Raw genomic sequence first — 19,883 nt, forward strand, 5'->3', positions numbered from 1 at the left:
CTCCGTCGAGAGTCGATCGAGAGTCGAGAGGTGCGCCCGTCCACCCGGTGCATCCGTCCCCCCGGTCCACCAAGTGCGCGGAGCCACCCGGTCCGCGCGGGTCAGCCGGACAGCGGGTCAAGGACCAGCGGCTGGATCTTGCCCTCCAGCATCGCACCCAGGCCGAGCACGGCGCAGGTGTCCGGCCGCTCCGCGATGCGTACGGGCATGCCCGTCGCTTCCCGCAGCATCGTGTCCAGGCCCGGCAACAGCGCGCTGCCGCCGACCATCGTCATCCCGCGGTCCACCAGGTCGGCGACCAGCTCCGGCGGGCAGTCCCGCAGCACCTGGCCGATGCCGTCGAGCACGGCGATGAGCGGGGTGTGCAGGGCCTGGCGGACGGCGGCGGTGTCGACGTGGACCGAGCGGGCCAGGCCGGTCACGACGTCCCTGCCGTGGATCTCCGTGGACTCCGGGCCGTCCTGGGTGATGCCGTTGCCGCGCAGGGCGAGGTGGAGGGGGCGTACGGACTGCTGGGGCAGCATCAGCTGGTACTGCTGGCGCAGGTGCTGCACGATCGCGTTGTCGAGGGCCTCGCCGCCGACCGGGACGCGCTCGGCGGTCACGATCGCGCCGAGGGAGAGGACCGCGACCTGCGTCGAGGCGGCGCCGCAGACGAGGATCATCGTCGCCTCGGGCTGCTCGACGGGCAGCCCGCAGCCGACCGCCGCCGCGATGAGGGTGTCCACCAGTTCGACCCGGCGGGCGCCGAGCCCGACCATCGTCTCGACCGCCGCGCGCCGGGACAGCGGGTCCGCGTCGTGCGGGGTGCAGACGGCGGCGCGCAGCCGGGGCTTGCGGCGCAGGGCACGGCGGAGCTTCTCGCCGATCAGGTGGCGCAGCATCCGCTGGGCCATGTCGATGTCGACGACGGTGCCGCCGGACACGGGGCGGACCACGCGGATGTAATCGGGCGTGCGGCCCGTCATCTCCTCGGCGAAGCGGCCGACCGCGATGAGCGCGCCCGTCCGCGTGTTGACCGCGGCGGCGCTCGGCTCGTCGACGACGAGACCGGCACCCTTCACGAACACCCGGGTCCTCGCGGCCCCCATGTCGACGGCGACGTGGCAGCGGCGCAACTGCTCCAGACTGACGGTCATGGCAGATCCTCCCGAGAGCGCGGACCGTACGGGCCGCCGAACGCGGGCCCTGTCTCGCATCGTGCGGTGCCTGCGGGAGGGGCGCGCGTCAAGGTGAGCCGGGCGGGGTGCCGCCGGACGGGTGAATCGCGCCCCGGGGGCCGCCCGAAGCCGCGGGTACGGGAGTCTCGGGCCCGGGTCCGCCGCCCTGTCGCCGCTGGCGGGTAGTCGCCCTGGCGGCTTTCCGCCACATACCGTCAACTCCCGTGTCACGCAGGCTCCCTGACACTCTTCGCAGCACTCGGGCACCACCCCCGCCCGGGGCAGACGAAGAGAGGCACCCCCATGACCAGAGCCCCCGCACGGCGAAGAGCCGGGCGCGCGGCCGTCCTCGGTCTCGCGTTCGCCCTGCTTCCCGCCGGGCAGAGCGTCGCCGAGGGTCCCGCGGCCGAAGGACCCGCGGCCGACGCCCCGCAGCAGCGCACGGCACGCGCCGCCCACACCGTCACCCTCGTCACCGGCGACCGGGTCACCGTCACCCCGCTGCCCGGCGGCAGGCAGACCGTCACCGTCGAGCGGCCCGCCGGCGCGAGCGGAGCCGTGCGGAGCCGGATATCCGGCGGGCACGTCACCGTCGTACCGGACGAGGCGCGGCCCTACCTCCGCTCAGGAGCACTGGACGAGCGGCTGTTCGACGTCACCGGGCTGATCCGGCAGGGGTACGCCGGAAAGGCCGGCGCCGCGGGCCCGCCGCTTCCGCTCATCGTGACCTATGGGAAGAAGGCGCGCGGGGCCCACGAAGTGCCGCGCGGCGCCGAGAAGGTGCGGGCCCTGCCCAGCGTCTCGGGGGTCGCCGTCACCGCCGAGCGGCCCACCACTCTGTGGCGGTCCGTGACCGACAAGGCGTCCGGCGTCGACAAGGTCTGGCTCGACGGGCGCGTCGAGGCCGACATGGCGCGGAGCAACGAACAGATCGGCACCCCGAAGGCCTGGGAGGCGGGCCTCACGGGGAAGGGCGTGAAGGTCGCCGTCCTCGACACCGGGTACGACGCCGATCACCCCGACCTCAAGGGGCGCGTCGGCCCGAGCAAGAGCTTCATCGCGGGCGAGGGCGTCGCCGACCGCAACGGGCACGGCACCCACGTGGCCTCCACCGTCGGCGGCAGCGGCGCCGCGTCGGAGGGGGAGAAGGAGAAGGGCGTCGCGCCCGGCGCGGACCTCGCCGTCGGCAAGGTGCTCAGCGACGAGGGCTTCGGCAGCGAGTCGGAGATCGTCGCCGGGATGGAGTGGGCCGCGAAGGACGTCGGCGCCAAGATCGTGTCGATGAGCCTCGGCTCCGACGAGGCGAGCGACGGCACCGACCCCATGTCCGCCGCCGTGAACTCCCTCTCGAAGGAGACCGGCGCCCTCTTCGTCATCGCCGCGGGCAACACCGGGGCCCCCTCGTCCATCGGCTCGCCCGGCGCCGCCGACTCCGCGCTGACCGTCGGCGCCGTCGACTCCGCCGACGAGGCCGCGTACTTCACGAGCCAGGGGCCGCGCGCCGGAGACCACGCCCTCAAGCCCGACCTGTCCGCGCCCGGCGTCGACATCCTCGCGGCCCGCTCCCAACTCACCGGCGGCGAGGGCTTCTACACCGAGATGAGCGGTACGTCGATGGCGACCCCGCACGTCGCGGGCGCCGCCGCCCTGCTGGCCGAGCGGCACCCCGACTGGACGGGCGGCCGGCTCAAGGACGCCCTGATGTCCGGCTCCGAGCGGCTCGACGCCTCCGTGTACGCGCTGGGGGCCGGACGGCTGAGCGTGCCCGGCGCCGTCGAGGCGGAGGTCACCGCGACCGGCAGCGCCGACTTCGGGTTCTACGGGTGGCCCTACGACGCCAATGAGCCGGCCGTCCGGACCCTCACCTACACCAACTCCACCGGTAAGGACGTGGAGCTGGAGCTGGCCGCGCGCGGCGCCGCCGACGGTGTCGTCACGCTCGCCGACTCCACCCTCACGGTCCCCGCGCACGGCACCGCCTCGACCACCGCGACCGGGGACGGTTCGAAGGCTCCGGTCGGCGGCACCAGCGGCGCGGTCGTCGCGAGCGCGGGCGGCAAGGAGGTCGCGCGTACCGCGTTCGGCCTGGTCAAGGAGGAGGAGCGGTACACGCTCACCGTCCATGTGAAGGACCGTGACGGCGCGGCGACCGCCGCCGACCTGGTGGTGCAGCAGCTCGCCGGGGGCACGGACCCCGTGCCGGCCACCGTCGGCGACTCCGGCACCCTGAAGCTGCGCCTGAAGCCGGGCTCGTACGCCGTGACGTCCTTCCTCGACGTGCGCGGCAGCGCGGGCCGGGACTCCCTCGGCCTAGGCTTCCTCGCCGACCCGCAGATCAGCCTCGACCGGGACCGCGAGATCACCCTCGACGGACGGAAGCTGCGCGAGATCAGGGCCGACGTCGGGCGGCGCACCGAGACCAGGCAGTTGCTGATGGAGTACGACAGGAAGGCCGGCGGCGCCGACCTGATGGGCGCCGTCCAGGTGCCCGTGAAGTACGACGGCATCTTCGCCGCGCCCACCGAGAAGGTCACCGAGGGCAGCTTCGAGTACCGCACCGTCTGGCGGCTCGGGAAGCCCGCCGTGGACGTGAAGGGCCTGCGCGAGGCCGTCGCCCAGCCCGGCGGGACCATCGCCGGGGGGCGGCACGCGTGGCGTCTCGTGGACGCGGGCGACGGGACCCCGGCCGCCTACGAGGGCAAGGACGTGCGCGGCAAGGCCGTCGTCGTCCGGCGCGGCGACGCGGTGTCCCCGGAGCGGTTGGGGCAGGCCGCGCAGGACGCGGGCGCGAAGGCGCTGTTCGTGACGGACGACAGGCCGGGGCGGCTCAGCGCCTGGTTCGGCACGGACGACAACGCCGGCCGGCCGCTTCAGATCGCCTCCGTCGACGCCGCCGACGGGGCGCGGCTCGTCGCCGCCGCCGAGGCGGGCCGGAGGATCACGAGCACGGGCACCGTGCACACTCCCTACGTCTACGACCTCTCCGAGGGACATGAGGGTGCCGTCCCGAAGGATCTCGTCTTCGAGCCGAAGAAGCGGGACATCGGGGTCCTCGACACCCGCTATCACGCGGTGAAGCCCGCCGAGGGCGGGGGATTCCGGTACTCCATCACCGACACCTTCCCCGTCGGCATCGGCTTCCAGGAGCGGATCGCCTACCCGGCCGAGCGCACCGAGTACGTCTCCACCGGGGCGGGCCAGCTCTGGCACGAGTCGGTGTCCACCGGGCCGGGGGCGCTGGAGCAGCGGAGCGGCCTCGTCGCCTACCAGGGCGGCAAGCGCGTCGGGCTCGACTGGTTCAAGCCGGTGCTGCACCCCTGGCTCGGTACCGGGCTCGGCTGGGGGCAGACCCGCAGGGGCAACGACCTGGAGTTCAACGTGCCCGGCTGGGGCGATTCCGGGCCCGACCACACCGGGTTCGGTGACGTGTGGAACGAGCCCTCCATGACGCAGACCAGTGAGGTCTTCGTGGACGGGACCAGCGTCGACCGGCGGACGAGTTCGGGGCTGTACGTGTGGGACGCGGACCCCGGCGAGCACACGTACAAGGTCGTGACCGACACGACGCTCGATCCTGAGCGGTGGGAGCTCGCGACCAAGGGGCACTCGGAGTGGACCTTCCGGTCCAAGGAGACTCCGGACGACCGCAGGACCTACCTTCCGCTGCTGAACCTCGGGTTCGACGTGGACACGGACCTCGCGGGCGAGGTGCGGGGCGGGCGGACCGTTCCGGTCGGGATCTTCGCCGAGTACGTGAAGGGGGCGGCGGGGACCGGCACCATCGGCGCGGCCGAGCTGGCCGTCTCGTACGACGAGGGCAGGACCTGGCGGGACGTGGCACTGGACCGGGACGGCAGAAAGACGTCCTGGGAGGCGAAGCTGAAGATTCCCGCCGATGCCGGGTCCATCTCACTGAGGGCTTCCGCCGGGGACGACCGGGGCGGGAGCGTGAAGCAGGAGATCGTACGGGCGGTGGGCGTGCGGTAGGGGGACGGTCCGGGGGGGGGGGGGGGGGGGGGGGGGGGGGGGGGGGGGGGGGGGGGGGGGGGGTGGGGGCTCCTCCCCCCCCCCCCCCCCCCCCCCCCCGCCCCGGACCTTGTTGGGTCATCCCAATATCTGCTTATGATTCAGCGGTGTTCGATTCACGGCACATCAAGACGTTCCACGAAGTGGTCAGAGCCGGGTCGTACTCGGCGGCCGCTCGCTCCCTCGGCTACACGCAGCCCGCGATCACCCAGCAGATGAAGGCCCTGGAGCGTTCCGTCGGCACGCCGCTGTTCACCCGCGTCGGCCGCCGCATGCGGCTGACGGAGGCGGGCGAGGCGCTCTCCAGGCACGCCGGGATCATCCTGGACGACATCTCCGCGGCCCAGCAGCAGATGAACGCGATCACGCGGCTGCGCTCGGGACGGGTGCGGGTCTGCGCCTTCCCCAGCGCCAACGCGACCCTCATCCCGGAGGCCCTGGCCCGCCTCGCCTCCGGCCATCCCGGAGTGCGCGTCGAGCTCCTGGAGGACGAGCCGCCGGAGTCGCTGCGGCGCGTGGTGCGCGGCGAGTGCGACATCACCCTCGCCTTCACCTATCCCGGGCTGCACGAGGACGTGCCGGACGAGCTGGTGGAGATCCCGCTCATGGAGGACCAGCTCACCGTGCTGCTGCCCGCGGGGCACCCCATGGCGCGCCGGCGTTCGGTCAAGCTCGCCGAGCTGGCGGAGGAGCGGTGGATAGCCGGGTGCCCGCGCTGCCGGGCCAACTTCCTGCACGAGTGCGCCGAACTGGGCTTCGCGCCCGACATCGCCTTCACCACCGACGACAACCTCGTCGTGCAGAGCCTGGTCGCCGAGGGGCTCGGCGTCGCGATGATGCCGGGGCTCGTCCTGAACTTCCTCTGCCACCGCAAGGTGACCGGACGCGCACTCGATCCCGCCTCGCGGCGCCAGGTGTCGGCGTACGTCCTCAAGGACCACCTCCGCATCCCCGCCACGGCCCTGGTCCTCGACGAGCTGAGGACGGTGGCCGCCAACCGCGTCGGCTGCTGACGCCCGCGGCCCGCCTGCCGGCCTCCGCGCCGGCGCGTCAGCCATAAGCGGAAGTTGCAGGGATGCCAAAGAACTGTCGTTGGACGTGATGGATCGGGCGGCGCCACGCTGCCCGTATGACCACCTCGACCGCGTACCGGGCCGCCCGGACCACAGAGCGCCTCGACACCCTCGTCGCCGACGTGCGCGAGGCGGTCGGGCGCGGCCTGCCTCCCGACCTGACCGCGTACCTGGTCGGTGAGCGGCTCGCCCCGCACCTCGGGGCGGCCGATCTGCTCACCGGCGAGCAGTGCGAGGGCGACCCCGAGCGCTACCGCCAGCACGTCCTGCACGCCGAGCACGACGGCAGCTTCTCCGTCGTGGCCCTGGTCTGGCTGCCGGGACAGCGGACCTCCGTCCACGACCACGTGTCGTGGTGCGTCACGGGCGTGCACGAGGGCGAGGAGCAGGAGCGGCGCTACCGCCTCGTGCCCGCCGCCGGGAACGGCGGCGCGGCGCGGCTCGTCGCCACCGAGGACGTCGTGAACCCGCTGGGCTCCGTCTGCGGCTTCGCGCCGCCCGGAGACATCCACCGGGTGTGGAACGCCTGCGGCACCCGCGCGATATCGATCCACATCTACGGTGCCGACATCGCCCGCCTGGGCAGCAGCGTCCGCCGGGTGTACGAACTGCCGGCCGACCGGTAATGGCGCTGCTCGGAGAACGCGCCAAGTCCCGTGCCGCGATACCCGCCGCCCCCGGCCGCCCGCACGGCAAGCTGCCGGGACTCGGGCTCGCCGCCCTCGGAGTGGCCGTCGCCTGGGGCGTGCACCGGCTCGTGCCCGGCGTCCCGATGCTCACCGTCGCCGTGGTCCTCGGCATCGTGGCCGCCCATCTGCCCGGCGCCGCGCACTCCTACGTACGCGGGCCCGGCAAGGCGGGGCTCACGTTCGCCGGGAAGCGGCTCATGCGGGCCGGCGTCGTGCTGCTCGGCCTGAAGCTGAGCCTCGACGATGTGCTGGGGCTCGGCTGGGCCTCGGTCGTGATGGTGCTGTGCGTGGTCGCCGTCACCTTCTTCGGCACTTGGTGGCTGGGGCGCCGCATGGGCCTGCGCGGCGACCAGCCGCTGCTGATCGCCACCGGCTACTCGATCTGCGGCGCCTCGGCGATCGGTGCCGTCAGCGAGGTCTCCGAGAGCGACGAGCGGGACACCGCCACCTCGGTGGCCCTGGTGACGCTCTGCGGGACGCTCGCCATAGCCGTACTGCCGCTGCTCCAGCACCCCCTCGGCCTCAGCGACGCGGAGTTCGGGCGCTGGGTCGGGGCGAGCGTGCACGACGTGGGGCAGGTCGTGGCGACCGCGCAGACCGCGGGCGCGGGGGCGCTCGGCGACGCGGTCCTGGTCAAGCTGATGCGGGTGGCGCTGCTCGCGCCGCTCGTCGCGGCGGTCGCCCTGTCGGTACGGGCACGGGCACGCTCGGCGGCGAAGCCGGACGGGGACGGCAAGGCGGCCAAGCGCCCGCCCCTCGTGCCGCTGTTCGTCGCCGGATTCCTCGCCATGGTCCTGCTGCGCACCACGGGGCTGCTGCCGGGCGGCGCGCTCGACGCGGCGCAGACCGCGCAGGAACTGGTACTCGCCGCCGCGCTCTTCGGCCTGGGCAGCGCGGTCGACCTGCCCTCCCTGACCCGCACGGGCGGCCGGGTCGCCGCGCTGGGCCTCGTCTCGTGGGGCGTCATCGCGGGGATCTCGTACGCGGGTGTGCTGCTGACGTGAGGCGCGGGGGCGCGTGACGCGAGGCGCGGGGGCGCGTGGGGCGCTTGTTAGCCTGCGGGGCGAATCCTCGTACGCACGCATGGGCGTACGGGTGCACCTGTCAGAGCTAGAGGAGTCCCCCGTGGCAAGCCCCCGCATCGCGCTCGTGACCCGACGCCCGCAGCCGGACTACGACCACGACCTGCCGGTCCTCGCGCGGGCCCTCGCCGAGGCGGACTCCGACGCCGATGTCCGCGTCGTGGGGTGGGACGACCCGGACGTCGACTGGGCCGGCTTCGACCTCGCGGTGATCAGGTCGACGTGGGACTACAGCTGGCGCACCGAGGAGTACGTGGCGTGGGCCGAGCGGTGCTCGAAGCTCACGCGGCTCGCCAACCCCGCCGAGGTCGTGCGGTGGAACACCGACAAGCGGTACCTGGGCGAGCTGGCGGCGGCGGGCGTCCCCACCGTGCCGACGGCCTACTTCGCTCCGGGGGAGAGCGCGGTACTGCCCTCCGGCGACGGCGAGTTCGTCGTCAAGCCGGCCTCCGGGGCCGGGGCGCGCTACGTCGGCCGTTACCGCGCCGATGAGCGCGAGGCGGCCCTCGCCCACATCGCCCGTATGCACGACGAGGGCTTCACCGCCATGGTGCAGCCCTTCGTGCGGCGGATCGACGTCACCGGGGAGCGCGCCCTCGTCTTCATCGGCGGGGAGTTCCTGCACGCGATACGGAAGGGCGCGGTCCTCGCGCCCGGCACGGCCTACGACGCCGACAAGATGCCCCACCCCGACCTGCGCCCCTGGGAGCCCTCGGCCGCCGAGCTGGACGTCGCCGCGCGGGCGCTCGCGGCCGTGCCGGGCCTGCCCGAGCTGCTCTACGCGCGCGTGGACATCGTCGACGGGGACGGCCCCGAGGACGGCCCGCGCGTCATGGAGCTGGAGCTCGTCGAGCCCAACCTCTTCCTCGCCCTGCACCCCGGCTCACTGCACCGCGTCGTGGAGGGGATCCTCAAGGCCGCGGTGTGAGCGCGGGGCCCCCGTCGGGGAACTCCACCCGCTGGAGCAGCCCCCACGTGAACTCCGCCACGCAGCGCCGCCGCGCGCCGTCCGTGCCCTCCGCCTCCGGCGCGGTGAAGGCAAGGCGCCACCGCGTCGGCGCCGTCCCCTCCATGGGCCGGGCGGGGGCGAAGGCGCGGGCCGCCTCGTCGACCGTGCAGGACCACGGCGTGAGGTCGGCGATCGTACGGAGTCCAGGGCCCGGCACCCCCGGCGCGCGCACCAGCCACTCGTTCCACACCGCCCCGTTCGGCGCGAGCAGCACCTCGAAGCGCAGGTCGGGCCAGAGCGGCACCGGCCAGAGCAGGGCCTCGCACTCCAGGTCGCCGATGGTGCGCCGGACGGTCGACTCGGGGGCGCCGAGGACCGAGCGGTAGCGGGAGCGGGCGCCGCGCGCGCCGCCGCGCCCCCGGGACATCGCCTGCCAGCGGCGGTTGGCCTCGCGCATCTCCGCGATGGAGACGCCAAGGTCGTGCCGTGCGCGCTCCACGAGGTCCGGGTTGTGGTCGGCCATGCGGCGCAGCAGGACGAGCTGGAAGTCCAGCGGGGTGAACGGGGCGGGCGGCGGAGTGGACCTAGCGGGCATGTGCCCCATCGTCGCGCACCGCGCGGGATCCCGGGCGGCGGCCTTCGGGGAGGAAGAGGACCGAGTTGACGTAGCGGGGGCGGCGCGGGGTGAGCACCCGGCGCAGCAGGCCCTGCGTCACCACGTACGACGTGTCCGACTGGTGGGCCTCCAGGTCGAAGGCGGCGAGCGGCAGCCAGGTGTCGTGCGGCAGGACCCAGCCCCGGTAGCCGTGCTCGCGGGTGAGCAGCTCCACGATCGGCCCGATCGGCTGGATGCGGGCCTCCAGCTCGATGAAGAGCGCAGGGCGGTCCCTGGCGATCAGCTCGCGCGCGCCCCGCAGCACCGGCAGCTCGTTGCCGTCCACATCGATCTTGACGAAGTGCACGTCCCGCAGCCCGAGCCCGTCGAGCGTCAGGCACGGCACGTCGAGGGCGCGGGCGTGGATGTCCCGGCGGATCAGCGAGGACACGCCCCGCTCGCCCCGGTCCCCGGCCGGCAGCCAGAGCCGTGCCGTGCCCGGCCGGTCCGTGGCCGCGCCCTGCACGACGCGGACGTTGCGCGGGGTGCTCGCGGCGAGCAGCCGGGCCAGGCGCGGCACCGGCTCCACGGTCACCACGTGCCGCGCCCGCGAGGCCAGGCGGCCCGACCAGGGCCCGTACCAGCCGCCGACGTCCACGGCCGTGACGCAGTCCGGCGGACAGAGGTCGCCGAGCCGGGCCAGCTCGGGCTCGAAGCGGGGGTAGACGAGCCGGGCCAGGGAGGCGATGAGCCGGTCGGGCACGAAGGGTGCCAGACGGGCGGCCAGCGTCATGAGTGGGACGTCCGCTTGAGGAGCTGCTCGTGCTCGTCCTCGGTGACCTGTTCGCCGGAGGAGGGCAGCAGCTGCGGTATGCCGTCGATGACCGGGTACCTGCGGCGCAGGCGCGGGTTGTAGAGCGCCTCCTGCGGCACGAGCGGCTCCTCCTGGGCGAGCAGGTGCAGCGGGCCCTTGTCCAGCGGACAGGCGAGGATCCTCAGCAGTGGGTCGTCGGGGTTCATCCGCTCGTCAGCTCCTTGGGGGGTGAGGGGTGGGAGGGGGTGCCGTCGTGCTTCGGCATGGCCAGCAGGACGGTCACCGCGAGCACCGTGCCCGCGATCCGCAGGGCGAGCCGCACCGGCTCGTGCGGCAGCGCCTCGCCGAAGGCCAGCGTCCCGAGCACCGCCGTGAACAGCGACGTCACCGTCGTGCAGACCGGGACGATCAGCGAGGCCCGGCAGCGCTGAAGCGCGGCCTGCGACATGATCAGGCCGAACGCCCCGGTGAACATGAGCAGATACGGGTACGGCGAGCGCAGCAGGTCGACGACGGCGCCGCCGAGCCCCTGCGTGGTCAGATGGCTGGAGACGCCCTTGATGGCCAGCGAGCTCACGCCGTACAGGAGCCCCACCGCGACGCCGTACTCCACGCCCGCCGTCGGCATGCGGTGGCGGTGCTTCGCGCGGCGCTCCGCCGAGCTGTAGAGCCACAGGCCCGCGGCGAGCGACGGCAGGCAGACGGTGAGGACCAGGGGCGCGGGCGCCCCGCGGCCGACCGTGTCGCTGTCCTCGCTCAGCGACAGGACCACCATGAGCAGCGCCAGGAGGATCGCGCCGACCGCGTACCGCTCGCGCCCCGAGGTCTCCTCGCCGAGCAGGGCGGAGGACAGGAGCAGCAGCAGGACGAGGCCCGAGACGAAGATGCCTTGCGCGGCGGCGATCGGCAGCGTCCGGTACACGGCGAGCTGGGCGCCGAACCCGGCCGCGAGCGCCAGCGAGCCGCCGATCCACAGCGGGCTGCCGAGCACCTGCCTGAGCAGCCGGGCCGGGTTGCGGACGCTGACGGACGGCATGGCCGTCAGCGCCCGTTTCTCCAGGACGAACCCGGTGCTGTAGAGCACGTTCGCGAGCAGCGCCGCGGCCACACCCCACCACATGGGACTCAAGTCCTTCGGGCGTGCAGCAGCAGGATCGACGAGGCGCTCGGCACCGCGCAGGCGAGCCGGTCCAGGGCGCGCAGCGGGCGCGGCACGCCGTGGAAGGGCGCTCCGGAGAGGCGGACCACCTCGAAGCCGCTCGCCGCGACGAACTCCCGCAGGGCGCGGGCGGTGTAGAGCCGCAGGTGGCCCACGACCTCGGTGCCGGGGCGGCCGTGGATGCCGCGCAGGCTGACCTCGGAGAAGACCGGCTGTACGCCCGCGAGGAGCAGGCCGCGGTTGTACCAGGCGGCGAGGTTGGGGGTGGACAGCATCAGGTGCCCGCCCGGCCTGAGGACTCTGCGCAGTTCGTCGAGCGCGCTGTCCGGGTCCACCAGGTGCTCGATGACCTCGCTGAACAGCACGGCGTCGGCGGACCCGGCCGCGAACGGCAGGCCGCCGCCCGTCAGTTCGCCCCGTACGACGTCGGGCAGGTGGGCGTGGGCGCGCTTCAGGGCGTCCTGTGACCAGTCGACGCCGATCACCCGGTGGCCCGCGAGCAGCGGCGCGGCGGTCGCCGCGGCCGTGCCGTCGCCGCAGCCGACGTCGAGGACCGTGGCGGCGCCGGACGTGGCGGGGCCGAGCGCGGCGGCGAGGATGCGGGCCTGGCGGAGGCTGCGGGCGTCGCCGGAGGCCACGGGGACGGCCGGGTCCTCGTAGAAGTCGCGCAGCCCGGCCGGGGGTTTGGTCGTCGCGGTGGTCACCGGTGCCTCCCGTTCCCGTCGGCCTCCGTGTGCTCCGTCGCATGGAGGTAGTGCTCGAACAGATCCCGCAGATGCGCGCCGTCGCCGTGGCTGAGCAGCGTCTTCGACCAGCGCAGGGCGAGGTGCAGCCGGCCCGCGGTCGACGCGGTGGTCACGGTGAGACCGCGCGGCAGCCGGGCGGGCGCGGAGAACCACACGGCGTGCGCCCGGCCGGCGTCACCGAAGTCCAGGGCGTACGGGATGCGGCCGATGTTGCTCAGGAGCGTCGTCGACGTCCAGGGCGCGGCGGCCCTGCGCAGCCCGCGTGTGATGGCCGCCCGGAACGTGACCGGGAGCACGGGCGCGGTCAGCAGCGCGGCCCCGTGGCCCAGTTGCGGGCGCGCCATGGCCTTGAGCGCGCGGGTGCGCTCGGAGGTGCGGCACAGCAGACCGCGGATGGCCTCAGGGGTCCAGTCGCGGCCGGCCAGTTCGCCCGCGCCGAAGGGCACCTCGACCAGGCGGGTGCCGTTGCCGATCGGCATGCTCGCGTCGCGCGGCCTGTCGTCCACCGGCATGGTGATGCGCAGCGGCTTCGGCCGGGCCCCGTGTTCGCGGTTCCAGTGCGCGATCATCAGCGCGGTCGCCACCATGAGCTGGTCGTTCACGGTGAACGCGGAGCCCTTGGGCCTGCGCGGCACGGGCAGCTCGGCGATGAGCATGCCGTTGCCCGGCGACGGCTCGGGCGCGCCCTTGCTGACCCGGGCCGGTGGCGCCCAGCCCGACGCGGTGTCCGGCGGCGGCCCGGCGGCGGAGCCCGCGCCCTCCGGCTGCCGGGTCGGGGGCGCGGTGGGGGAGTTGTCCCCGCCGCCGTAGATCTCGGCGGCCGTGGCGAGGACGCGGAGGCAGGCGGGGCCGTCGAGGGCAGTGTGATTGATGGTGAGCAGGAGGACCGAGCCGCCGTCCGCGACCGCCCCGGCCGAATCCGTCGGCGGGTCCTCCGCGGGCAGCACCTCCAGGCGGATCGGCGGCGAGGCCGTCAGCGGCGGAGCTTCGGCGAGGGCGCGTTCGCGGGCGTGCTTCAGGGCGTCCGGCCCGCCCGGCGGGAAGGCCACCACCTCCATGTCCGCCTCCGCCGTCAGCTCCCACTCGTAGCGGCGGCGGTACCAGGGGCCGCGCGCCTCCCGCATCAGGATGCGGGGGTGGCGGCGCAGGGCCTCGTGGAACGCGGCCTTCAGCCGGGCCGGATCCGGGGTGCCCGGCAGGTGCACCTCGATGTGCACGGTCTCCGGCTCCTCCTCCTGGAGGCAGTGCCGGGAGACCTCGTCGACTACGGGGAACGGCACGCGTCCGGGCGGCCGTCCGGAACCGCCCGCGCGCCGGGCCGGGTGCTCAAGTGCGGTCATCGCTGCGTGTCTCCCCCCGGGGTGTGCGGGCCTTCGGCCGGTGGTCCCGCGGCGGGGCCGCGGGCCGAGACCGTGGGGCCCGCCTCCGGGCCCACCGGAACCTGCGGCTCGCCCGGACCGCGCTTGCGGTGCGGCAGCGGGGGCGTCGGAGGCTGGGCGGGCGGCTGGGGCGCGGGGCCCGCGCCGGGCCCGTACACCAGCGTGTCGTCGACATCCGGCTGACGTGCCGCCCGCTCCTGTACGGAGACCAGGGCCGCGAACAGGGCGATCAGCGCGAGCAGTTGGGCCGTGTGGCCGAACGCGCCCTCGTCCGAAGCGGCGCCCGCACCGCCCGCGCCCGTCGCCGCCACGATGCCCGCTCCCGCCATCGCGACGAACGCGATCGGCACGAGCAGCGCGTGCCGCCACCGGGCGAGGAGCGCCAGCGCGGGCACGAGCAGGGCGAACGGGCCCGCGATGACCGCCGCCACCAGGGTCAGCGCCACCGTGCCGAGGATCAGGCCGGGGGCGGGCGGCGCGGGCGCCGCGGCGTCCGGGTCGGTCTCGCGGCGCCAGAGGACGGCGAGCCCGATCAGGAGGAGCACGCCGACACCGGCCAGGATGAGACCGATCTCGTAGACCGTCGACGGCTCGTAGGTGAGCTTCACCGTGCCGCCCTCGCCCTCGGGCACGAGCCAGCCCTGCTGCCAGCCGTCGAGCCGCAGCGAGGTGAGCTCCTTGCCGTTCAGGGTCGCCTTCCAGCCGTCGTTCACGTTCTCGTACGTGGTGAGGTACGAGGCCGCTCCCGCGCCGACCGCCAGCTCACGGCGGTCGCCGAGCCAGTCCTTGACCTTCAGCTCACGCGCGGCCTCGTCGACGCTGCCCGGCGTGCCCCGGGTGAGGGACGCGTCCATGACGGCCAGGGGGCCCGCGTCGCCGGTCTCGACGCTGTGCGCACCGGCTTCCAGCTCGACCGTGGTGTCCTTCTCGCCGAGCCGGCAGAGGCTGATCTCGATCGGGCGGCGGTCGGTGAGGTCGCGGACCGTGCCCTTCGCGCTCGACTCGTACAGCTCGCCGTCGATCGACATGACCGGGCCCTGGCCGCAGGGGAGCGAGAAGCGCTCCGTCGGGTCGGGCTGCTTCGTGCGGTACGTGTCGAGCGCCGGGACATAGACCTCGGTGAGCCCCACGGGGAGCTGGAGGTCGGCGTCCGCCACCGGGTTGTGGACCGTCAGGGGCGCCGTCTCCGTGATGGTGATGTCCATCTGGTCCGTGGTGATCGGGGCGAAGCGGGCGTTGCCGTTCTCGTCGACGCCCGCGGTCGCCGCGCCGTCCGGCGAGCTGATCTCGATCTTCTGCGGCCGGGTGGACAGGCCGCCCGCCGCGGGCAGCACGATCTCGCCCACCGGCTGCTTGTCCGGCCACTTGAGGCGGATGACGGGCCGGTTCTCGTCGCCCGCGACCCAGGCCGTGGTCAGGTCGCCGTCGGTGAGGTTGCGCGGCGAGAGACCGCTGCCGAGCTTCGCGGTGGAGTCGGCGGTCGCGATGATCTGCTGCTCCTGCTCGGGAGCCACCTTGTAGAGCAGCTCGTCGAGCTCACGTCCTGGCAAGGCCACCGCGCTCGCCTTCACCTCGTACTCGCCGTCGGCCGTCGTCGTGAACCGGCGGTGCAGGCCCGACTCGGTGTCCACCTGAGAGAAGGCGCCGGGGTCGGAGGTGCGGTGCAGGGAGTACGTGGTCGCCTTCGCTTCGGTGGTCTTCTCCGCGTCGGTGGGGAGCTGGAGGAGCCGGGTGACCCGTACCCCCGGGATCGAGATCTCCGAGAAGCCCGCGCCCGTCAGGCCGGGGCGTGCCACCTGGGTGTCCAGGATCGTGATCTTGATGAAGTCCGTCTCGCCCGCCGCGGCCTTGACGCGCTGCGGCTCGCCGTCGGTCCGGAGCGGGCTGGTGACGCTGCCGTGCTCCGTCTCCACCCGGACGCGGGTGGGCGCGGCCCGCACGCCGTCCTGCGGCAGCGGGGTGACGCGGAAGGACGACGGCACGTCGATCTTCGCGTTGAACTCGGCCCTGATCCACTCGCCGTCCGCCGAACCGGCGTTGCCCTCGGCCCAGGCCGTGGCCGGGTTCCCGTCGAAGGCGTTCACCGGGTCGTACTGCGGCAGGTGGAAGAGCCAGTTGCCGTAGCTGGACGCCGTGACCGACCTGGCGCCGCGCAGCTCCGCCGTCGTCTGGTGCTCGACGCCGTCGCTCGGCAGGATCTGGTGCGGCTTCTCGCCCGGGTTCTGGAGCGCGTCGGGCGCGTTCTTCTCGTCGCGGCCGTAGGTGTACGAGGTGTTGGAGTTGACCAGGCCGAAGCGGGTGTCTGCGCGGCGCAGGCCGTCACCGACCGCTTGCAGGCCCGGAGTCCCTACGCCCGGGTGGTTGTCGCCGGTCAGCACGGCGGGACGGTCCCGCATCCGAGGATCGGCGGAGAGCGGAAGCAGCGACTCGGGGCCGCCGCTGACCACCGCGGTGTTGGAGACGGGCTTCAGGCCGGCCTGTCCTGGCCGCTCGGCGCCGGTGTCGGGGGCGTAGACCTCCACGGCGCGCTGGCGCGGGTAGAGGCCCTCCACCTGCACGGGGGTGTCGTTGGCGATGATGCCGCCGGTGGTCTGCGGGCCGAAGCCCGTGACGCGGCGGAAGCCGGACTCCTCCAGGGTGCGCTTGACCGTCGCGGTCGGCACGTTGCCGACCTGGTCGGGGTCGAGGTCGTTGCGTACGACGACGTAGTACAGGCCGGCCCGCGTCACGTAGTCGCGCAGCCCCGGCACCTCGGCGCCGGTCCGCAGCGCCTGCTCGACGGCGTCCATCGCGCGCCGGTTGCCCGGCGTGCCGAACGGCACGTAGTCGCGCTGCGCCCAGCGGGAGTCGGCGAGCACGTCGAGGGGCTGGTCGATGGGGGAGCCCCAGGTGTAGATGCCGTGCGCGGTCGCGGGCACGACCAGGGCGCGCGAGTCGGGCGAGTACTTCTCCAGCCAGTCGGCCGTCGCCTGCCAGTAGGTGGGCAGCTTCTGGAACGAACCCGGCTGGAGGATCGAGCCGTTGACATAGGGCAGGGCGAGGCCGGGCAGGACGAGGACCGCCGCGATGAGCGGCGCGTACCGTCTGCCCCGTACCCGCCGGGCGCCGCGCGCCTGTGAGGCCACGCCCACCAGGTGCGTCAGGCCGAGGACCAGGGCGAGGGCGAGGCCCGTCTGGAACTTGTAGATGTTGCGGAAGGGGACGAGCCCGCCGTCCAGCCAGGACTGGACGGTGCCGTGGAAGGGGGCTCCGAACGCGCCGCCGTACCCGGCGAGGGTGATCAGGACGACCGAGAGGACCGTCAGGACCAGCCAGCGCCGCTCCGGCAGATCGCGCCGCGCGAGGCCCGCGAGGCCGACGGCGGCGGCGAGCGCCGAGCAGACGACGGCCATGACGGAGGTCGCCACCGTCCATCCGGCGGGCAGCCAGGCCTCGCCGAAGTGCAGGTAGGCCACCCAGTTGCCGGCGCCGCGCAGGGTCTCGGTCGCCGACATGGTGCCGGTGGTGGTGGCCGAGTCCTCCACGTAGGGCAGGAAGTTCTCGCCGTAGATGCCGAGCATGAGCAGCGGTACGACCCACCAGGCGGTGGCCAGGATGACGCCGGGCACCCACCAGGTGATCAGCTTCCGCTTGCGCGGGCCGTTCGGCCGGGAGAGCAGATAGAGGCCCACGGGCAGCAGCGAGGCGAGCGTCGCCGCCGCGTTCACCCCGCCCATGAACGGGATGATCAGCACCGAACGGCACGCGGCCAGGCGTGCGCTGATCCGCTGGTTCGTCAGCGGCAGCAGCACCCACGGCAGGAAGGCGCCGGGCAGCGCCGCCGCCGACGTGGAGCCGAGGACCACGGTGAACGTCGGCCACAGGGCGTACACCACCGCGCCGAGCAGCCGGCTCGGGCGGCTGCCGATGCCCAGGCGCTCGGCGAGCCGCAGGGCACCCCAGAACGCGACCGCCAGGATCAGCGAGAACCAGAGCCGCTCCGCCACCCAGACCGGGAGCTGCACGAGCTTGGCGAGCCCGTAGAACGGCAGCATCGGGAACGCGTAGCCGACGTACTGGTCCTGGATGCCTCCGAAGCCGCCCCGGTCGTGCCAGAGCTGGCCCAGGTCGGAGAGGAACTGCCAGGGGTCGACGGCGACACCGAGCTTGGTGTCGAACGTCATGCGCCCGGGTTTCACCGCGAGGAGCAGTACGAACGCCACGGCCCAGAACCCCAGCAGCCAGCGCCGCGAGCGCGGCCCCCGCGAGGGTTCAGGGGCATCGGTCGTGGGCCGTACGGCCGCCGGGGGTGGGGCCTGGACCGTGGTCATGGACACCGCCTGAGGATGAGAAGGAGATTCCAGGTCGCGACCTCGCGCACACCCGGCACCTTGGTGATCGCCCCGGCCAGGAACGGCCAGTAGCGCGAGCGCGCCGTCACCACGTCCACGTCGTCGCGGGCCCGCACCTGGCGCAGGGTCGTGCCGACGTGGTGTGCGAAGAGGTTCTCGCCGAGCTTGTGTTTCGCGGCTCTTCCCGTACGCCGTTCATAGCGGGCGCGGGCCCGGTCGGCGCCCAGGTAGTGCCAGGGCGCCCACTCGTGACCGCCCCAGGGGGAGAGCCAGTTGGTGAAGGAGACATAGATGAGGCCGCCGGGCCTGGTGACCCTGACCATCTCGCTGAGGAACGTCTGCGGGTCGTCGACGTGCTCAAGGACGTTCGAGGAGAACGTGACGTCGGCGACGCCGTCCGCCAGCGGCAGCAGATAGCCGTCGGCCAGGACCGAGCCCTCCGGCGGCTTGGTGCCCGATGCCGTCATCTCCGCGAGATCCGGCTCGAAGAGATGGCTCTGTGCGCCGCGCCGCCGGAACTCCTCGGTGAAGTAGCCGCCCCCGCCGCCGATGTCGACGACGACGCGGTCCTTCACGGGGCCGTACGCCTCGACCTGGTCGGCGGCGTCCCTGGCGAGGAGTGTGTAGCAGCGCTCGGGCTCCTGCTGCTCGCGCAGGAAGGCCCTGAAGAGCGTGGCGGAACGGCGCAGAGAGGGGTCTTTCACTCAGGGCCTCTGGGGTGACTCGGGCTCCAGATGCGCGGCGACGGCCTCGGCCGCCACTGCCTGGAACTGGTGGACCGTGTTGCCCCAGCGGAACTGCGTGGCCCGCTCGCCCGCGGCCTTGCCGAGGGCTCTGCGGCGCTCCGCGCTGAGTGCGAGGGTGCACCAGGCCGCGGCGAAGGAGCTCTCGCCGCGGGCGAGGAGGCCGGTCACCCCGTCCTCGATGGAGTCGCGGACCCCGGGGACGTCGAAGCCGACCGAGGGAGTGGAACGGGTCGCGGCCTCGGTGATGACCAGGCCCCAGCCCTCCACGGCGGAGGGGTGGAGCAGCATCCAGGCCTCGCACAGCAGGCGGTGCTTCTCCGCCTCGGAGACATGCCCCCTGAATTCGACGCCGGGGCCGGCCATCCGCTCCAGGCGGGCGCGTTCGGGACCGTCGCCCACGATCACGAGCCGGCCGCCCGTGACGGGTCTGACGCGCTCCCACAGGCGGAGCAGCAGACCGATCCGCTTGTACTCGACGAGGCGTCCCATCGCCAGGAACAGCGGTTCGTCGGAGCGGGCGTGCAGCGGGCCCGGCTCCTCGACGCCGTTGTGCACGATGCGTATGCGGTCGCGCTCCACGCCGATGGCGCGCAGCGCGGTGGCCGTCGACGGCGAGACGGCCACCAGGAGATTGCCGCGCTGGGCGCCGGAGAGCGCCCAGTGCTCCAGTCTCCGGCCGAGCCTGGCCGCGGGGGCGAGCGCCCCCTGGAAGCGCATCCCCCAGAGGTCGGTGTGGACGTGGTTGACCAGGCACAGGGTGGGTCCCCTGTGCCACAGCGGCGCCAGGTACGGCATGCCGTTGCAGACCTCGACGAGCAGATCGCAGTCGCCCACCTGCCGGGTGAACGCCGAGCGCGCCCGCAGGTAGTGACCGAGGTCGCCGCCCGCGGACACCACGCGGTAGTCGCGGTGGGCGGCGGGGCCGCCGCAGAGCAGCGTGACCTGGTGGCCCAGGTTGCTGAGCCCGTCGGCCAGCCGGTCGACGAGCAGTTCGGAGCCGCCCGCGGCCGGGTTGCCGAGGTCGCGGTGGGCGAGGAAGACGATCCGGCGCGGCTGTGGGGGAGGCGCCGGAAGCCGCTCCGCGCGGCGTGGGGCGGCCGTGCGCAGCGACGACGGTACGTGCTGGGGCATGCG

At 73.8% G+C, this 19,883-nt stretch carries 15 protein-coding genes; 5 read left to right on the forward strand and 10 right to left on the reverse strand.

Going from position 1 to position 19,883, the window contains the following annotated elements:
- Positions 1-101: 101 nt before the first annotated feature.
- The gene (mreB, locus tag ACZ6JY_RS02945; protein ID WP_469191570.1) at positions 102-1,139 is read right to left on the reverse strand and encodes a rod shape-determining protein MreB; all 1,038 of its coding nucleotides are present in this window, start codon (positions 1,137-1,139) and stop codon (positions 102-104) included.
- A 324-nt stretch (positions 1,140-1,463) separates the two neighbouring features.
- On the opposite strand from mreB, the gene ACZ6JY_RS02950 reads away from it, so the two are divergent.
- From ACZ6JY_RS02950 to ACZ6JY_RS02970, 5 genes are all read left to right on the forward strand, one after another.
- Entirely contained in the window at positions 1,464-5,147 is a 3,684-nt protein-coding gene (locus ACZ6JY_RS02950) for a S8 family serine peptidase (protein WP_469191572.1), read from the forward strand.
- 146 nt (positions 5,148-5,293) lie between these two features.
- Positions 5,294-6,199 carry a LysR family transcriptional regulator gene (locus ACZ6JY_RS02955; RefSeq protein WP_469191574.1) on the forward strand — a complete coding sequence of 302 codons (906 nt, stop codon included), beginning with the start codon at positions 5,294-5,296 and terminating at the stop codon, positions 6,197-6,199.
- A 116-nt stretch (positions 6,200-6,315) separates the two neighbouring features.
- Positions 6,316-6,885, forward strand: a complete 570-nt coding sequence (locus ACZ6JY_RS02960) for a cysteine dioxygenase family protein (RefSeq protein WP_469191576.1) — start codon at positions 6,316-6,318, stop codon at positions 6,883-6,885.
- Positions 6,885-7,952 (forward strand): YeiH family protein, encoded by a 1,068-nt coding sequence (locus ACZ6JY_RS02965; RefSeq protein ID WP_469191578.1) that lies wholly within the window; start codon positions 6,885-6,887, stop codon positions 7,950-7,952. The genes ACZ6JY_RS02960 and ACZ6JY_RS02965 overlap by 1 nt, the downstream gene beginning before the upstream one ends.
- A 121-nt stretch (positions 7,953-8,073) precedes the next feature.
- Positions 8,074-8,958 carry an ATP-grasp domain-containing protein gene (locus ACZ6JY_RS02970; RefSeq protein ID WP_469191580.1) on the forward strand — a complete coding sequence of 295 codons (885 nt, stop codon included), beginning with the start codon at positions 8,074-8,076 and terminating at the stop codon, positions 8,956-8,958.
- On the opposite strand, the gene ACZ6JY_RS02975 is transcribed toward ACZ6JY_RS02970, so the two are convergent.
- Genes ACZ6JY_RS02975 through ACZ6JY_RS03015 form a run of 9 tightly spaced genes read right to left on the reverse strand, consistent with a single transcriptional unit; the run spans position 8,942 to position 19,880 of the window.
- Positions 8,942-9,583 (reverse strand): hypothetical protein, encoded by a 642-nt coding sequence (locus ACZ6JY_RS02975; RefSeq protein WP_469191582.1) that lies wholly within the window; start codon positions 9,581-9,583, stop codon positions 8,942-8,944. The genes ACZ6JY_RS02970 and ACZ6JY_RS02975 overlap by 17 nt on opposite strands.
- Positions 9,564-10,367, reverse strand: a complete 804-nt coding sequence (locus ACZ6JY_RS02980) for an FkbM family methyltransferase (RefSeq protein WP_469191584.1) — start codon at positions 10,365-10,367, stop codon at positions 9,564-9,566. The genes ACZ6JY_RS02975 and ACZ6JY_RS02980 overlap by 20 nt, the downstream gene beginning before the upstream one ends.
- The gene (locus ACZ6JY_RS02985; protein ID WP_469191586.1) at positions 10,364-10,594 is read right to left on the reverse strand and encodes a Trm112 family protein; all 231 of its coding nucleotides are present in this window, start codon (positions 10,592-10,594) and stop codon (positions 10,364-10,366) included. The genes ACZ6JY_RS02980 and ACZ6JY_RS02985 overlap by 4 nt, the downstream gene beginning before the upstream one ends.
- Positions 10,591-11,496: a hypothetical protein gene (locus ACZ6JY_RS02990; RefSeq protein WP_469191923.1), complete on the reverse strand. Its 906-nt coding sequence runs from the start codon at positions 11,494-11,496 to the stop codon at positions 10,591-10,593. The genes ACZ6JY_RS02985 and ACZ6JY_RS02990 overlap by 4 nt, the downstream gene beginning before the upstream one ends.
- A 17-nt stretch (positions 11,497-11,513) precedes the next feature.
- Positions 11,514-12,251: a class I SAM-dependent methyltransferase gene (locus tag ACZ6JY_RS02995; RefSeq protein ID WP_469191588.1), complete on the reverse strand. Its 738-nt coding sequence runs from the start codon at positions 12,249-12,251 to the stop codon at positions 11,514-11,516.
- Positions 12,248-13,633, reverse strand: coding sequence for a condensation protein (locus ACZ6JY_RS03000; protein WP_469191590.1), 1,386 nt, complete (start codon positions 13,631-13,633; stop codon positions 12,248-12,250). The genes ACZ6JY_RS02995 and ACZ6JY_RS03000 overlap by 4 nt, the downstream gene beginning before the upstream one ends.
- Positions 13,630-17,982: an alpha-(1->3)-arabinofuranosyltransferase gene (locus ACZ6JY_RS03005; RefSeq protein ID WP_469191592.1), complete on the reverse strand. Its 4,353-nt coding sequence runs from the start codon at positions 17,980-17,982 to the stop codon at positions 13,630-13,632. The genes ACZ6JY_RS03000 and ACZ6JY_RS03005 overlap by 4 nt, the downstream gene beginning before the upstream one ends.
- Positions 17,979-18,707, reverse strand: a complete 729-nt coding sequence (locus ACZ6JY_RS03010; RefSeq protein WP_469191594.1) for a class I SAM-dependent methyltransferase — start codon at positions 18,705-18,707, stop codon at positions 17,979-17,981. The genes ACZ6JY_RS03005 and ACZ6JY_RS03010 overlap by 4 nt, the downstream gene beginning before the upstream one ends.
- The gene (locus ACZ6JY_RS03015) at positions 18,708-19,880 is read right to left on the reverse strand and encodes a glycosyltransferase family 4 protein (RefSeq protein ID WP_469191596.1); all 1,173 of its coding nucleotides are present in this window, start codon (positions 19,878-19,880) and stop codon (positions 18,708-18,710) included.
- Between the last annotated feature and the right edge of the window lie 3 nt (positions 19,881-19,883).

The organism is Streptomyces sp. NPDC046335, assembly GCF_055587985.1.

Coding starts and splice junctions, on each gene's coding strand:
- mreB (WP_469191570.1), bottom strand. CDS start 1,139: ATGACCGTCAGTCTGGAGCAGTTGCGCCGCTGCCACGTCGCCGTCGAC.
- ACZ6JY_RS02950 (WP_469191572.1), top strand. CDS start 1,464: ATGACCAGAGCCCCCGCACGGCGAAGAGCCGGGCGCGCGGCCGTCCTC.
- ACZ6JY_RS02960 (WP_469191576.1), top strand. CDS start 6,316: ATGACCACCTCGACCGCGTACCGGGCCGCCCGGACCACAGAGCGCCTC.
- ACZ6JY_RS02965 (WP_469191578.1), top strand. CDS start 6,885: ATGGCGCTGCTCGGAGAACGCGCCAAGTCCCGTGCCGCGATACCCGCC.
- ACZ6JY_RS02975 (WP_469191582.1), bottom strand. CDS start 9,583: ATGGGGCACATGCCCGCTAGGTCCACTCCGCCGCCCGCCCCGTTCACC.
- ACZ6JY_RS02980 (WP_469191584.1), bottom strand. CDS start 10,367: ATGACGCTGGCCGCCCGTCTGGCACCCTTCGTGCCCGACCGGCTCATC.
- ACZ6JY_RS02985 (WP_469191586.1), bottom strand. CDS start 10,594: ATGAACCCCGACGACCCACTGCTGAGGATCCTCGCCTGTCCGCTGGAC.
- ACZ6JY_RS03000 (WP_469191590.1), bottom strand. CDS start 13,633: ATGACCGCACTTGAGCACCCGGCCCGGCGCGCGGGCGGTTCCGGACGG.
- ACZ6JY_RS03005 (WP_469191592.1), bottom strand. CDS start 17,982: ATGACCACGGTCCAGGCCCCACCCCCGGCGGCCGTACGGCCCACGACC.
- ACZ6JY_RS03015 (WP_469191596.1), bottom strand. CDS start 19,880: ATGCCCCAGCACGTACCGTCGTCGCTGCGCACGGCCGCCCCACGCCGC.